Origin of the sequence: Thiocapsa rosea (genome assembly GCF_003634315.1) — a bacterium.
Taxonomy (GTDB): Bacteria; Pseudomonadota; Gammaproteobacteria; order Chromatiales; family Chromatiaceae; genus Thiocapsa; species Thiocapsa rosea.
The window spans coordinates 698,968-712,484 of record NZ_RBXL01000001.1 but is presented as its reverse complement, the minus strand read 5'-3'; the positions used below and the strand labels follow the sequence as shown (position 1 = coordinate 712,484).

At 65.1% G+C, this 13,517-nt stretch carries 13 protein-coding genes; 5 read left to right on the top strand and 8 right to left on the bottom strand.

Annotation, left to right across the window (positions count from 1 at the left end):
• Positions 1–128: 128 nt before the first annotated feature.
• On the bottom strand, positions 129–839 hold the full coding sequence (locus BDD21_RS03125; protein WP_245969382.1) for a PhoU domain-containing protein: 711 nt from the start codon (positions 837–839) through the stop codon (positions 129–131).
• Here BDD21_RS03125 and BDD21_RS03120 point away from each other — a divergent pair.
• Complete coding sequence (locus BDD21_RS03120) at positions 737–1,984, top strand: ISAzo13 family transposase (RefSeq protein ID WP_120795905.1); 1,248 nt, start codon at positions 737–739, stop codon at positions 1,982–1,984. The two genes, BDD21_RS03125 and BDD21_RS03120, sit on opposite strands and share 103 nt — an antisense overlap.
• Here BDD21_RS03120 and BDD21_RS03115 read toward each other — a convergent pair.
• Both BDD21_RS03115 and BDD21_RS03110 read right to left on the bottom strand, forming a co-directional pair.
• Positions 1,955–3,157: a Na/Pi cotransporter family protein gene (locus BDD21_RS03115; RefSeq protein ID WP_245969381.1), complete on the bottom strand. Its 1,203-nt coding sequence runs from the start codon at positions 3,155–3,157 to the stop codon at positions 1,955–1,957. The two genes, BDD21_RS03120 and BDD21_RS03115, sit on opposite strands and share 30 nt — an antisense overlap.
• The gene (locus tag BDD21_RS03110) at positions 3,154–4,710 is read right to left on the bottom strand and encodes a metallophosphoesterase family protein (RefSeq protein ID WP_120795904.1); all 1,557 of its coding nucleotides are present in this window, start codon (positions 4,708–4,710) and stop codon (positions 3,154–3,156) included. Before BDD21_RS03110 ends, BDD21_RS03115 begins: the two co-directional genes overlap by 4 nt.
• Before the next feature lie 323 nt (positions 4,711–5,033).
• Between BDD21_RS03110 and BDD21_RS03105 the strand changes: the two genes are divergently transcribed.
• A complete protein-coding gene (locus BDD21_RS03105; protein ID WP_170164675.1) occupies positions 5,034–6,473 on the top strand; it encodes a hypothetical protein in 1,440 nt (479 codons plus the stop codon).
• Positions 6,474–6,587: 114 nt separating this feature from the next.
• Here BDD21_RS03105 and BDD21_RS03100 read toward each other — a convergent pair whose 3' ends face one another.
• Together BDD21_RS03100 and BDD21_RS03095 are read right to left on the bottom strand one after the other, a co-directional pair.
• A complete protein-coding gene (locus tag BDD21_RS03100) occupies positions 6,588–6,971 on the bottom strand; it encodes a hypothetical protein (RefSeq protein ID WP_245969380.1) in 384 nt (127 codons plus the stop codon).
• A 119-nt stretch (positions 6,972–7,090) separates the two neighbouring features.
• Complete coding sequence (locus tag BDD21_RS03095; RefSeq protein WP_120795902.1) at positions 7,091–7,804, bottom strand: SDR family oxidoreductase; 714 nt, start codon at positions 7,802–7,804, stop codon at positions 7,091–7,093.
• Positions 7,805–8,070: 266 nt separating this feature from the next.
• On the opposite strand from BDD21_RS03095, the gene lapB reads away from it, so the two are divergent.
• The 3 genes from lapB (at position 8,071) to galU (ending at position 11,169) form a co-directional block, all read left to right on the top strand.
• The gene (gene lapB, locus BDD21_RS03090; protein WP_120799712.1) at positions 8,071–9,273 is read left to right on the top strand and encodes a lipopolysaccharide assembly protein LapB; all 1,203 of its coding nucleotides are present in this window, start codon (positions 8,071–8,073) and stop codon (positions 9,271–9,273) included.
• A gap of 145 nt (positions 9,274–9,418) precedes the next feature.
• The gene (pyrF, locus tag BDD21_RS03085; protein WP_120795901.1) at positions 9,419–10,117 is read left to right on the top strand and encodes an orotidine-5'-phosphate decarboxylase; all 699 of its coding nucleotides are present in this window, start codon (positions 9,419–9,421) and stop codon (positions 10,115–10,117) included.
• A gap of 176 nt (positions 10,118–10,293) precedes the next feature.
• The gene (gene galU, locus BDD21_RS03080; protein WP_120795900.1) at positions 10,294–11,169 is read left to right on the top strand and encodes a UTP--glucose-1-phosphate uridylyltransferase GalU; all 876 of its coding nucleotides are present in this window, start codon (positions 10,294–10,296) and stop codon (positions 11,167–11,169) included.
• 324 nt (positions 11,170–11,493) lie between these two features.
• Here galU and BDD21_RS03075 read toward each other — a convergent pair whose 3' ends face one another.
• The 3 genes from BDD21_RS03075 to dksA are packed head-to-tail and all read right to left on the bottom strand — an operon-like array spanning position 11,494 to position 13,492.
• Positions 11,494–12,033 carry a YaeQ family protein gene (locus BDD21_RS03075; protein ID WP_120795899.1) on the bottom strand — a complete coding sequence of 180 codons (540 nt, stop codon included), beginning with the start codon at positions 12,031–12,033 and terminating at the stop codon, positions 11,494–11,496.
• Positions 12,034–12,085: 52 nt separating this feature from the next.
• Positions 12,086–13,021: a tRNA glutamyl-Q(34) synthetase GluQRS gene (gene gluQRS, locus BDD21_RS03070; protein WP_120795898.1), complete on the bottom strand. Its 936-nt coding sequence runs from the start codon at positions 13,019–13,021 to the stop codon at positions 12,086–12,088.
• A gap of 36 nt (positions 13,022–13,057) precedes the next feature.
• Positions 13,058–13,492, bottom strand: coding sequence for an RNA polymerase-binding protein DksA (gene dksA / locus BDD21_RS03065; RefSeq protein WP_120795897.1), 435 nt, complete (start codon positions 13,490–13,492; stop codon positions 13,058–13,060).
• Between the last annotated feature and the right edge of the window lie 25 nt (positions 13,493–13,517).

The window sequence follows — 13,517 nt, the reverse complement described above, 5'->3', positions numbered from 1 at the left end:
CGGCAACGTGCCCGGGCGATGGTCAACCGCCGGGCACGGGAGGACGGGATCGATGCGCCCGGCATCTGCAATCACACCTTCCGGCAGCGCGTTTCGGATCCGGAATCAGGCGCCAAGATCCTGTTCCATCACGACGCGCCATCCTCCTCCTCGTCCGTCTCGACCGTCTTGGCCATCCGTTTGGCAAAATAATAGATCCGCTTGAGCTTCTCGATGATGTCGATCTCGATCGTGTAGGCGGGGATCCGATTCGGTTCTTCCGCGACGAGGCGTTGTGCTTGGTGAATGGCCGCGGAGTCGGCGATATGTTGGATCTCCTGCTTCATGGAGGTCACGGATCGCGCGGCCAACTCGTTGTTCTGCGCAACGGCCTGGACTGCGGCGGCGACCGAGCGTGTCACGACCTGGTGGAAACCCATGAGGACCTGGCGGGTCGGCCCGCTGATGGAGACGCCCGCGTCGATGCGCTCGCGGCCGAGCACGATCAGGTTGGTTTCGACGACGTCGCCGATGTTCTCCAAATCGTTCACCGCCGCCATCAGGCGCATCAGCGTCGCGGTCTGCTTCTCGGTGAGCGATAGACGGCTGATCTTGCCCAGATAGGTGATGATCTGGGCGTGCAGCGTGTCCACATCGTTGTCCATCAGCTCGATCTCGCGCAGCGTGCGGCGATTGCCGCTGAGACGTCGTAAATAAATAACTGGCCGATTTGGTGATGTTGTGCCATGTTTTCTGCATGGTCGAACCGGCACTGATTGAGCGCGTAAGGCGGAAGTTCCAGCGCTTGCAAAGCGTGCTGGACGAGCGGGGGCGTCGGCACTGGGCGGCGTGTGAAGCACTGGAGCTCGGTCACGGCGGCATCCGCGCCGTCGCTCAAGCCACCGGTTTAGGCGAGCGCACGATTCAGCGTGGTTGCGAGGAAATGCGCGGTGAAGAGGCATCGGATCCATCGCCTGCGGGTCGGATACGGCGCTCCGGAGGAGGCCGGCATGCGGTGACGGCACAGGATCCGAAACTACTCGAGGCACTGGAAGCCTTGGTGGAGCCGAGTGCGCGGGGCGATCCCATGTCCCCCTTGCGCTGGACCTGCAAGAGCACACGCAAGCTCGCTGAAGCGTTGGCGCGACAAGGTCATGGGGTCAGTCACAGCAAAGTAGCGCAGTTGCTCAAGCAACTGGACTATCGCCTGCAAGGGACGCGCAAATGTCTCGAGGGGAACTCGCATCCTGATCGGGACGCGCAGTTTCGCTATATCAATCGGTGTGTGAGAGTGTTTCAACGGGCCGGTCAGCCGGTGATCTCCGTGGACGCCAAGAAAAAGGAACTGGTTGGTCCCTTTGCCAATCGGGGCCGGGAATATCGCCCGAAGGGACAGCCGGAACCCGTCCGGACGCACGATTTCGCCGACAAAGCGCTGGGCAAGGTGTGCCCCTATGGAATCTATGATCTCACCGACAATCGCGGCTGGGTCAGCGTCGGCGTGGATCATGATACCGCCCAATTCGCCGTGGCCTCGATTCGTCGCTGGTGGGCTCGGATGGGACACCAGTGCTACCCGCATGCGCAGTCGCTGCTGATCACCGCCGATGGGGGCGGCAGCAATGCCAGCCGCAACCGGCTCTGGAAGGTGGAGTTGCAGAAACTGGCCGACGAGCTCGGACTCGCCATCTACGTGCGCCACTTTCCGCCCGGCACCAGCAAGTGGAACAAAATCGAGCATCGCATGTTCTGTCACATCACCGAGAACTGGCGGGGCCGACCGCTCATCAATCACGAAGTCATCGTCAACCTCATCGCAAACACCACGACGACGAAAGGATTGGAGATCCGAGCCGAGCTCGACGAGGCAGGCTATCCGACCGGCATTTCCGTGAGCGACGACGAGTTTCGCGCCGTGAATCTTGTTCCTGCCAGATTTCATGGCATGGATTGGAACTACCTCATCAAGCCTCGCTCAGATCACCGGAAATCGGCCACTTATTAATTTACACCTCCTGAGGATCGCCGGCATAATGCGCGACATCATCTTGTCCACGAGCTCGCCCATGTGCAGGACCTCCAGGCGCACGCGGTCAAGCGCCAGCGACGGCGTGGAGAGCAGCTCCTCATCCAGATACTTTGCGCGCACGACGAGGGCCTCCGGGCCCGCGGGCTTGTCTGGAACCAGCCATTGCACGAGCCGCGCGAACTGCGTGGTCAGCCCGATAAAAAGGAGCGTATTGGCGATATTGAATAGGGTATGTGCGTTGGCGATCTGCCGGGGGACCTCGGCGGCGAGTCGCGCGGTTCCCGACAGGTCAGGGTGGGCCGGCGAGATCAGCTGAGTGAAGGCCGAAAGCTGTGTGATGAAGCCGACCCAGATCAGGACGCCGCAGACGTTGAAGATGACGTGTACCAAGGCGGCGCGCAACGCATCGCGCGGTTTGCCGATCGCCGCCAGCAGGGCGGTCACGCAGGTCCCGATATTGGCCCCGAGGGCGAGCGCGATCCCGGTGGGAAGATTGATGAGGCCCTGGCTCGCCATGACGATCGCAATGCCCATGGTGGCGGCGGAGGACTGGATCACACCGGTGAAGACGGCGGCGACGAGGATGCCGATCGCCGGATGTTCGAGCCTCCGGACAAACTCCAGGAAGGGCTCGTAGGTCCGCAACGGCCCCATGGCGTCACTCATGATGCTCATGCCGAAGAACACCAGACCCAGACCCATGAGGATCCCGCCGTACTGGCGAATCGCCTCCTGCGTGGATGCGAACTGCATCGTGAAGCCGATGCCGATCATCAACAGGGCTGCCTCGGTGATCTGAAAGGCGATCAGCTGCGCGGTCACGGTGGAGCCGATGTTGGCGCCCATGATGACGCCCACGGATTGACTCAAGGTCATGAGTCCGGCGCTGATGAAGCCCACCACCAGAACCGTTGTCACGGAAGAAGAGTTGATGACGGCCGTGACGAAGGCGCCGGTGATGGCCCCCATGAAGCGGTTGGCGGTCAGCTTGGCCAGGATGTCTTTCATCCGCTCGCCGGCGACCGCCTTGAGCGCCTCGGCCATCTGGTCGATGCCGTAGAGAAAGAGGGCGAGGCCGCCGAAGAGGCTCATCGCCATCGTCCACCAGTGGATCGCCGGCGTCATCGCTTGGGTGACCTCGGGGGTCATCGCGGCGCCTCGTCGGGAGCGTCTTTCGGTTTAGACGGGATTGGTTGAACGAGGCTCGTGAGCTGTCGATTCGGGGTGCTTCCGGGACCTGCGGAGCGCACGAGCCGATTGTAGACCTCCAGCAGGGGCTCGGCCGGATAGCGCAGCGGCAACAACCGCTTGTGGGTGCGCGTGAGGGTGCCGACCCAGTGCGGATCGGCACTGGAGACACGCTGATGCTGGACAATGCCCTCGGTGTCTCGCGCGCGACGCTCGGCCGAGGGCGCCGGGCGAGCCCCGAGCACGCAGACGGCGTTCTCCGCCAATCCGAGGCGACGGAACATGCGGCTCAGATCGCGCCGTCCGTAGGCGCTGCTCGGGGCAGGCTCCGAGGGATGTCGGACCCGAGCGAGGCGGTCGGCCAGCTCCGGATGCCGGTCGATGTCCACGAGCGTCTGCCATCCATCGGCCTCGATCGGCGGTGCGGCGTGGGCGGCGAGGTAGCGCGAGGTGACGGCCACCAAGGGTAGGCGGGCATAGAATCGCCGCATGGCGTCCCGGTAGTCCGGTCCTCGTGCTTGATGCAGGGCGTCCTCCCAGAGGGATCCTTGCGGCAACCCGGCGTGGCTGATCGCCTCGGAAAAGCTGTCGTGATGGCCCCGCAGATAAAAGACCCGTTCGGGAAACCGCAGCTTGAGTCGAAAGATCAGATCCATCATCAGGATGGAGCTGTCCATCTCGGCGGCTTGCTCGGGTCGATCCGGATGTACGGCACTGCCCAGGATGATCAGGATGGCGCTGCCCTCCTCAAGGGCCTGAAGAAAGGCGCTCTGCGTCAGGATGACGAGCAGGTTGTCGATCCGGGCGCGCAGATCCCCGACGAAGACGGGGGTCGCGCGATCGGGCAGTATCAGGAGACCGCCGGGTTGACCGAGACGATTGAGCGCGCGATAGGGCTCCTGATCCATCAGCGCGATCACCTGCTCGATGAGGTCGAGGGCGGGGGCGCGCGCCAGAGGCTCGATCGGTCCGCCCAGCACCCGTGCCAGACGCGCGAGCGCAAGGCGGCGCCAACGCGACATGCGCTCCATGAGATCGGTCGAGGCCAAGGGGGCGATGCAGACGCCCGCCGCCCCGGACTTGTTCTTGATGGACAGCCCGTCGGCCGAGAGTTTGAGCCGAAGATGCCGAGGCTCGACGGCGCGCGGGTAGCGCAGCAGCAGGCGCTGCGTCGGGTCGTCGCGTCCCAGGGTCAGGGTATCGCCTTCGCTCAGTCGGATGAATCCGCTGACGTCGGAGAAATAGGTCATGGGGTCGACCAGGAGATAGCTGCCACGGTGCTCGAAGCGGCCTTCGGCATCGAGTACCGGCTCCGGATAGAGGTGGAGCCGATACCCCTGCTCGCCGCCGAGCAGGATCTGCAGGGGCAGCGCGGGAGGCGGGAGCTTCACCGTGGACTTGCCCAGTCGCAGCGATCCGCGAAGGTCGATGTCCGCGCACGGGTCGGCCTCGCGGATCAGACCGCGAAAGTGTCTCAGAAAGCCTTTGCGCTTGGCGTGGCTCGGGTCCGACATGGGCTGTTTGAAAGACCCTCCGGGTCTGAGTCGTGATGCAGTATCCGCGCGATGGCTCAAGCGTCGCATTCCTGCCGATGGGCATCAACCGCGCGGTGGTTGCGCAACGCTCGCGAGCTGTCCCTGTCGCCACACGTCTTGAAAAAACGGTCGCAGAATTTTTCGTCGTCGTCGTCATCGGATCCCGGACGAACACGACAACCACAACGAGCAGAGCTTTCGACGAGGTTTCTTGGTTCCGGCTCTGCCGGGTTAGGGTAAGCTGGCGTCCGATCAGTTGAGCGATGGGGGATCGACCGGCCGTGTCAGGCCCGGGAGGCAGGGTGAGCAGACTCGCGAGCAGATTGCGTATCGGTGAGAAGATCGGGCTGGGTTTCGGTCTGGTGATCCTGATCTTTCTCGGGGTGATCGTTCACGACCAGGTGGCCCTGGCGCGCCTGAGCGCGGACTACGAGCGTCTCCACGCGCTCTACGGTGCACGCCAGTCCTATGCCTTCGGCATCGAGCGGCGGCTCGGCGCCATCCGCGCGGCTCAGTCCGCGTTTCTCACGACGCGAGATCTCGATGCGGTTGCGCAGGTGACACGCGAAGCGGCTGCCTTGGATGCCGAGGCCGTCGGACTCGCGCGTCTCGACGAGACCTCGCAGCAGGCAGCGACGGAGATTCGAACGCTGGTCGCCGATTATCGATCGAGCTTCGAGGCGGTCGTCGAGGCATGGCGGGTCAATGGGCTCGACGAGAACAGCGGTCTGCAGGGCGCGTTTCGTCGGACCGCGCATGAGCTGGAGGCGCTGGCTGGATCCTTGGTCGGATCCTTGGCCGGCTCGCTTGAGCAGGCGACGGGTCTCGAGGTCGCGATTCTCCAGCTGCGTCGCCGCGAGAAGGATTATCTCCTGCGCGGCGACGCAACCTATGTCGCGATGGTGGACGCGATCCTGACAAACACCGCCGAGCGCGTGATGCAGGTCCCGATCGCCGATCCGCAGCGCGAAGCGTTGACCGAGGGCCTCGCGGCCTACGGGCGTGATTTTCATGCGCTGGTCGAGCAGGACCGCCGGATCGAGGGGCTCGTGGACGCCATGGACGTTGCAGTCGGACGCATCACGCCGCTGGTCGAGGGCAACCTTATCGAAGCCCGTCGGCTGATGATCTCGATGACCGATGCGATCGCGGAGAACGCGGCCGCGCGGGCGCGGATCAACCTGTTGATCGCGCTCGGGGCGACCCTGCTCGGGGCGCTCTTCGCGGTGATGATCACCTCGAGGATCGTCCGTCCGGTGCGCGACATCGCAGGGCTGCTCGATCGCATGACCACCGAGACGCCGCGCGAGCGCATCCCGACGGTGCCCGGCGCGCGCGACGAGATCGACGCCATGGCCGCCTCGCTCAACTTGCTGGCCGATCATAAATCGACTTTCGTCAACTGGTGGCGCAGCGCGATGCGCGAGGCGGTGGCGCTGCGCGATCTTCATGCCGCGGCCGAGACGAGCGAGTGCGCACGCGCGGCAACCGAGCTGCGTTTGGCCGTCGACGCCCGACTTGCGCGCATCCTGGCCGTTCGCGACGGGATCGAGCGCAACAGCGCAATCATCCAGGAGCTGGTCGCACGACTTCCGCAATCCGGAGCAAGCCTGTCCTCGGCCGATGTGAAGAGACTCAAGGAGGCCGCGGTGGGCGTGTCGGCGTTGTCGCAAATCCTCCAAGCGGAGTCGTGGGATCCAGCGAATCGCTACGAAGGCACCACGCCCGACCCGGCGCGCTGAGGTTGGCCGCGACGGTTGTCGAGGCTGCCGACTTAAACCGCGTCCCTTCTAAGGGCTTTGGATGCGCTAAACGTCGAACTCACTCGAAAATGACCATCTCGCTCTGGACGCGGTTTAGGGAAGCGCTTCGATTGCACGCATCTTTTCGTCGTAACGTGCTCGAAACTCTACGGGGAGTTCCGAGTCCTTCACCCCGGCGCACCCGCCGTTCTCGGCCAGCATGTCGAGGAACTCGCGCTGAAGGCGCTCCTGGACCTTGCGATAATTGCGCTCGGGAAAGACGTCGTCCTGGACCCGCAGCACGGTCATGCGCATGCGGCTGGCGAGCAGCTTGTTGAGGTTCTCGGTGCGACGGTTGGAGCCGTCGCTGCGGCAGCGCGAGTGGTAGAGATCCACCACGTAGGCGGCCTCGACCGCTTCGATCAAAAGCTGTTTGGTCGCCTCGTCCAGAGGCGCTGCAGCGGCACTTTCGAGGCCGAGGCCCGCGATGAGGAGCACTGCTGCTGCCCAGCGACGAAGCGGGCCTTTCCTGTTGTTGTGCGCTCGATCCGATCGGTCTTCCGATCGGGTGTCGCGGTTTTTGCTCTGTCCTTGCCGGCGAAAGTACAGGGCGCGCATCAGCTGCGTCCGTAGACCGGCACGGCGGCGCCGGTCACGCAGCGCGCGGCATCCGAGGCCAGAAAGAGGATGACATCGGCGAGTGCATCCAGAGGAACCCAGGTGTCGTGGTCCGCGTCCGGCATGGCGGCGCGATTTTGCGGGGTGTCGAGGGTTCCGGGCAGGACACAGTTGACGGTGATCCCGCGCTGCTTCAGCTCCTCGGCGAGGCTCTCCGTCAGTGTGATGACGGCGGCCTTCGAGACGCAGTAGGGCCCCATGTGTCCGGCCCCCCGAACGGCGGCTCGGGCGGAGATGTTGACGATGCGCCCGTCGCTCCCGTCCGGGATCCGGGGTATCGCCGCCCGGCAGCAGTTGAAGACGCTACGCAGGTTCAAATCCATCAAGGAGTCCCACTGTGCATCGGTCGTCTCCTCGATGGTCGGCCCCATCGCAAAGCCGCCGGCGATGTTCGCGAGGACATGAACGGCGCCGAAGCGGTCTGTCACGCCGGCGATCATGGCAGCCACCGCGGGGCCATCCAACACATCGGTCGCAAAGATGGCCGATTCGCATCCCGCGGGCAGGTCGTTCTGGGCCGACTGCAAGGCATCGGCATTCAGGTCGATCAGGGCCAGTCGGGCGCCTCGGCGGGCGAAGGCAAGTGCCGTGGCACGGCCAAGATTTCCCGCGGCGCCGGTGACGACAACGGTTTTCCCGGAGAATTCCTGCACGCTCGTGACTCCTGATTGCTGTGCCGACTATTCAGGGCGCCCGTCGGCTCGACGCTCCTCATCGAAAGTTGGGGGCTCGAGCGAGATGCCCAACCCGGGCGCGCTCCGTCGGTCGCCGATCCGCTCGGCTTCCTCATGCGGGCAGGGCGGGTTGCCTGTATCATTCCCAGCGTGATCAGTTTACCCGAAACAGCATATCAAAGCGGTCGCGGCTCCGTCCTTGGCGGGGGCGTCCCACGCGTTCTCCTGCGCCGTCGGTGGCGCCCGTGATCGAGCTCCTCTTTCTGCTTCTGCCCGTTGCCGCGGCGTCCGGGTGGTGGGCCGCGCGTCGCAGCACCCCGGTCAGACGCAGCCGCGGATCGCTACCTCATCCCGCATTCCTGCGGGGGCTGAATTATCTTGTCGAGGAGCAGCCGGATAAGGCCATCGACATGTTCCTGGAGCTTGTCGAGGTCGACGGGGAGACCGTCGAGACCCACCTCGCGCTCGGCAGTCTGTTTCGACGTCGCGGCGAGGTCGACCGGGCGATTCGCATTCACCAGAACCTGATCGCCCGGAAGAATCTGGCCGCGGAGCAGCGCGGTGATGCACTCTTCGAACTCGGCCAGGACTACATGCGTGCAGGCTTGTTGGATCGTGCCGAATGCCTGTTTCAGGAGCTGGTCGGTCTCGGGTTGCACCGCCAGCGTGCGCTCCAGAGTCTGCGCGAACTCTACGAACAGGAGCGCGACTGGGCACACTGCCTGGAGGTCGCCGAGCTGCTTGAGCCTGCGAGCGATCCGTCCATCAAGGTCGCGATCGGCCACTACCATTGCGAGCTGGCCGAGGATGCTCGGCGCTGCGGCGACGCGGCGCATGCGATGACCCACCTGAGCCTGGCTCGTGAGGTCGATCCGGAGTGCGTCCGCGCCACCATGCTCGAGGGTCGTTCCGCGCTGGAAGACGGTGATCCGCAGCGAGCGCTGGCGCTGTTTACGCACGTCGCGGAGCAGCGCGCATCTTACGTCCCGGAGATCCTGCCCGAGCTGATCGATACCTTGCGGCACCTCGGACGCGACGATGTGCCCGCGGTTCTGGAAGACTTGGCGCAGCGGCATTCAAGTCCGGCATTGACGCTCGGTCTCAGCGATGTCGTCGCCCAGAGCCGCGGCAAGGAGGCGGCCATGGATCTGCTGACGCGCTATCTGACCCGGCATGCGGATCTTGCCGCACTCGAGCGTCTCTTCGAGCTGCAGGTCGAGGGGCCGTCGCAGGGGCAGGGTTTTACGGCCGAACGTCTTCGCGTCGCCTTGGAGGTGACGCGGCATTTGCTCGCCCGGCAGGCGGTTTATCGCTGCGAGCACTGCGGATTCGAGGCGCGCTCGCTGCATTGGCAGTGTCCCAGCTGTCGCTCCTGGGGCAGCGTTGTGCCTGTGCAGCCGGAGCCGATCATCGGAGACGAGGTGCTGCATGAGCGACGCCTCGCCTGACCCCGCAAATGGCTCGAACGGGATTTACTTTGCCCGGGCCCGCACGCTCGGTGGCGCTGATCGGCCGAAGGTTGTGGGACCATGCGCTGCCGTGCGGTCCGAGACACCGGGCGCGCACCCCTTACCAAGCAGACGAGGACCGGTCGTGACGCAATCCAAACGCATTATCGTCGCGCTCGATTTCGCGAGCGAGGCCCAAGCCCTTGCCCTGGTCGAGCGTCTCGATCCGACGCGCTGCCGGCTCAAGGTCGGCAAGGAGCTGTTCACGCGATGCGGGCCGGCGTTCATCGAGGTGTTGCAGGTGCGCGGGTTCGAGGTCTTTCTCGATCTGAAGTTTCACGATATCCCCAACACGGTCGCGGGTGCCTGCGCTGCTGCGGCGGATCTCGGGGTCTGGATGGTGAACCTGCATATCTCGGGCGGGACCCGGATGATCGAGGCTGCGCGCGCGCGACTCGATGCCATGTCGAGCCGGCCGTTGCTGATCGGCGTGACCCTGCTCACCAGCCTGAGTCGGGAGGATCTGAGCGCCGTCGGCTGCCCCGGCGAGCCCGGCGAGCGGGTCCTTGCGCTCGCAGCCCTCGGGCATGCCGCGGGTCTCGACGGCGTGGTCTGCTCGCCGTTGGAGGCGGCCGCGGTCCGCGCGGCGCAGGGCCCGGATTTTCGGCTGGTCACACCGGGCGTGAGGCCGGCCGGTGCGTCGCTCGGGGATCAGGTGCGCGTCATGACGCCGCGCGATGCGCTTGCCGCCGGAGCGGACGACCTGGTGATCGGCCGCCCGATCACGGAGGCCGAGGACCCGCTTGCCGCGCTTCGGGCGATCGAGGATTCGCTCGTAGCCTAAACCGCGCCCAGCGCGGTATGCGATGTTTTTGGATAGGATCGGCCCCGGCAGACTTGACGCGCGCTGGAGCCGTCGCGGCTTAAGTCGCGCTAAACCGCAGCCCGTCTCAACCGCGCATCTCGTCGAATCGTTCGAGGTGCCTGTTTACTCTGATCGATCATTAAGGAGTCACGTCGATGGCGAAGATTCGAAAGGCAGTGTTCCCCGTTGCAGGGCTGGGGACGCGATTCCTGCCCGCGACCAAGGCCAGCCCCAAGGAGATGATGTCGGTCGTCGACAAACCCTTGATCCAGTATGCCGCCGAGGAGGCGGAGGACGCCGGTGCCACTCAGCTGGTCTTCATCACCGGACGCAACAAACGCTCGATCGAAGATCATTTCGATAAGGCCTACGAGCTCGAGGCGGAGCTCAAGAGCTCCGGCAAGCTGCAACTTCTCGACATCGTTCAGAACGTGATACCGCCGAGCGTGACCTGCATCTACGTGCGCCAAGCCGAGGCGTTGGGTCTGGGGCACGCGGTACTCTGCGCCAAGGCGGTCGTCGGCGACGAGCCTTTCGCGGTGATCCTCGCCGACGACCTGATCCGCTGCCAAGGCAAAGGCGTGGTCGAGCAGATGTCCGACGTTTACGAGCGCTATGGTTGCAGCGTGCTCAGCGTTCAGGAGGTCCCGCGCGAGGAGACCAACAAGTACGGCATCGTGAAGGTCGAGCCCGGTCCGGACGGGGAGCTCCGGGTCGTCTCGATCGTCGAGAAGCCGGCGCCGGCCGATGCGCCCTCGAATCTGGCGGTCGTCGGGCGTTATCTGCTGACGCCCAAGATCTTCGAGAAGCTCGAGCAGACCCGGGAAGGTGCGGGCGGGGAGATCCAGTTGACCGACGCCATCGCCGCGCTCCTCGAGGACGAGCCTGTGATCGCCTATCCCTTCCAAGGCAAGCGCTACGACTGCGGGAGCAAGCTCGGCTATCTCCAGGCGAACGTCGAGTACGGCCTGGCGCACCCGGAGGTCGGGGAGCGCTTCTCGGCCTATCTGCGGGCCTTCGGGCAACAATAACGGCGCGACGGGGCGGGGCCGGCAGCCGGGCTGTCGGCTCCGGCTCTGCCGGGTGAGGGTTCCGGCCGTCTAGGCGATTCCGGAAAATCCCATACCCGTAGGTTGTGCTGACGATAGGAAGCACAACTCGCGGCAACGGTTGGTTGTGCCTCGCACGGCTCGGCACAACCTCAGCCCTGTCCAAGACATTTCGTTGTCGTTGTCGTTGTCGCGGGAAGACTCGATTACGACAACGACAACGAGCAAAGTCATCGACTGCGCTCCTGGTTCCGGCTCTGCCGGGTGAGGGGAACGCCCGTTTAACGCTGCACACCCTCGGTGCGCTCAGACCCGGCGCAGACGTGGCGTCAGGGCGACCGTCTCCCGAGCGTTGCCGATCCAAACCTCGCCGCCCTCGACGGTGCACTGCAGATCCATCGAGCGCTCGACCAGCCTGCTCAGGGCCTGAATCTCGCTGCTGTTCAGATCGAGCACCCGAAGGTTGCGAAGGCGCGCGAGACCGGCGCTGTTCTGCTCCCACCAAAGATCCGCCGCGCGCCCGGCGTAGGTGATCACCACCACCTCGCGCGCGCGACCGCTCGCCTTGCGCAGACGCCGCTCGTCGGGTTGGCCGACCTCGATCCAGCGCTCGATCTCGCCGCTCAAGCTGTGTTGCCAAAGGTCGGGCTCGTCGTCGGCGCTCAAGCCCTTGGTGAAGGCGAGCTGCGGGTCGGCATAGAGGCAGAAGGCGAGGAGCCTGACCATCATCCGCTCATCGGTCTCGGAGGGGTGCCGGGCCAGGGTCAGGGTGTGGCTCTCGTAGTAGTGACGGTCCATGTCGCTGATCTGGACTTGCGCTTTGAAGACGGTTGCTTTGAGGGCCATCAGGGAGTCTCGGGGTCGAGGGGCGCGCGCCGAAGTGGGGCGCCCGCGATGATCAGGCGGTCGGGCATGCGACCGAGGCTCTAGCCGGGATGCGCCCGATGTGCCACTGCGGGATCGCCCAATCCCAGAAGGCATCCGGGTGGAGATCCTCGGGCGGTGGTGTTTGTCCCAACAAGGTCCAAGCCGCACGCAATGCAGGTCGCGGATCGCGCGCGTCGACCGGTGGGGCAGACAGTGATTTGCCGAGCTTTCGGCCCTCGGTATCCAGGATCAATGGGATATGCGCATAGCCGGGTTGGCCGAACCTCAGGGCCTGTTGCAGCAGGATCTGGCGGGGCGTGGAGAGCAGCAGGTCCGCGCCGCGCACCACCTGCGTGATCCCTTGCCGGGCGTCGTCGACGACGACGGCGAGCTGATAGGCGTGGAGCCCGTCGGCACGCCGCAGCACGAAGTCGCCGACCGCTTCGTCGACGATCTGCTCCTGTGGCCCCTGGATTCGGTCCTCGAAGGCAACCGCGCCCGGCGGGGTGCGAAAGCGCACGGTGCGTGCGCGCCGTCCGAGCGGGAGTCCGGGGCGGCAGGTGCCCGGGTAGACGGGTCCTTCAGGTCCGGCGCGCCCGGCGCGGGCTACCTCGGCGCGGGTGCAGCCGCAGGGGTAGGTGAGGCCCCGAGCCGCGAGTGTGTCGAGCGCGTCACGGTAGGCGTCGGTTCGGCGGCTTTGATAGAGCACGTCCTCGTCCCATTCGAACCCGAACGCGCTCAGGGTGCGGAGGATCAGGTCGGCCGCCCCGGGAACCTCGCGCGGTCGGTCGATGTCCTCGATCCGCACCAGCCAGATGCCCCGGTTGGCGCGGGCGTCCGCGTAGCTGGCGACGGCGGCGAGCAGCGAGCCGAGATGGAGCGGACCGGTCGGGGACGGAGCGAAGCGGCCGCGATAGGCGCCCCGCCCGGTGTCGCTGCTCGGAGCGGGATCGGCAGGACCGAGCATCGGCTCACACCCTGGACCGGGATCCCGTCCGATTGTTCATCCGCGCTGCCGTTCGCGGATCTCGTCGAGTGTCTTGCAGTCGATGCAGAGTGTGGCGGTCGGCCGCGCCTCGAGACGACGGATGCCGATCTCGACCCCGCAGGCCTCGCAGTAGCCGTAGTCATGGTCGTCGATCCGACCGAGCGCCTCGTCGATTTTCTTGATCAGCTTGCGCTCGCGATCGCGGGTGCGCAGTTCCAGGCTGAACTCGGACTCCTGCGTGGCGCGATCGTTGGGGTCCGGGAAGTTGGTGGCCTCGTCCTGCATGTGGTGTACGGTACGATCGACCTCCTCCATGAGCGATTTCTTCCAGGCCAAGAGGATCTCGCGAAAATGCTCCTCCTGCTCGGGACTCATGTAGTCCTCGTTCGCACCTTGTCGATAGGGCTCGAACTCGGCTGTGCTGGCTTGAGTGGCGTTCGCTTCGGCCATGGATGTACTCCCGAAGGCTCTTGTC

Excerpts from the sequence above, each read along its gene's own strand:
- BDD21_RS03120 (WP_120795905.1), top strand. The coding sequence starts at position 737 with ATGGTCGAACCGGCACTGATTGAGCGCGTAAGGCGGAAGTTCCAGCGC.
- BDD21_RS03115 (WP_245969381.1), bottom strand. The coding sequence starts at position 3,157 with ATGACCCCCGAGGTCACCCAAGCGATGACGCCGGCGATCCACTGGTGG.
- BDD21_RS03110 (WP_120795904.1), bottom strand. The coding sequence starts at position 4,710 with ATGTCGGACCCGAGCCACGCCAAGCGCAAAGGCTTTCTGAGACACTTT.
- galU (WP_120795900.1), top strand. The coding sequence starts at position 10,294 with ATGGCGAAGATTCGAAAGGCAGTGTTCCCCGTTGCAGGGCTGGGGACG.
- BDD21_RS03075 (WP_120795899.1), bottom strand. The coding sequence starts at position 12,033 with ATGGCCCTCAAAGCAACCGTCTTCAAAGCGCAAGTCCAGATCAGCGAC.
- gluQRS (WP_120795898.1), bottom strand. The coding sequence starts at position 13,021 with ATGCTCGGTCCTGCCGATCCCGCTCCGAGCAGCGACACCGGGCGGGGC.
- dksA (WP_120795897.1), bottom strand. The coding sequence starts at position 13,492 with ATGGCCGAAGCGAACGCCACTCAAGCCAGCACAGCCGAGTTCGAGCCC.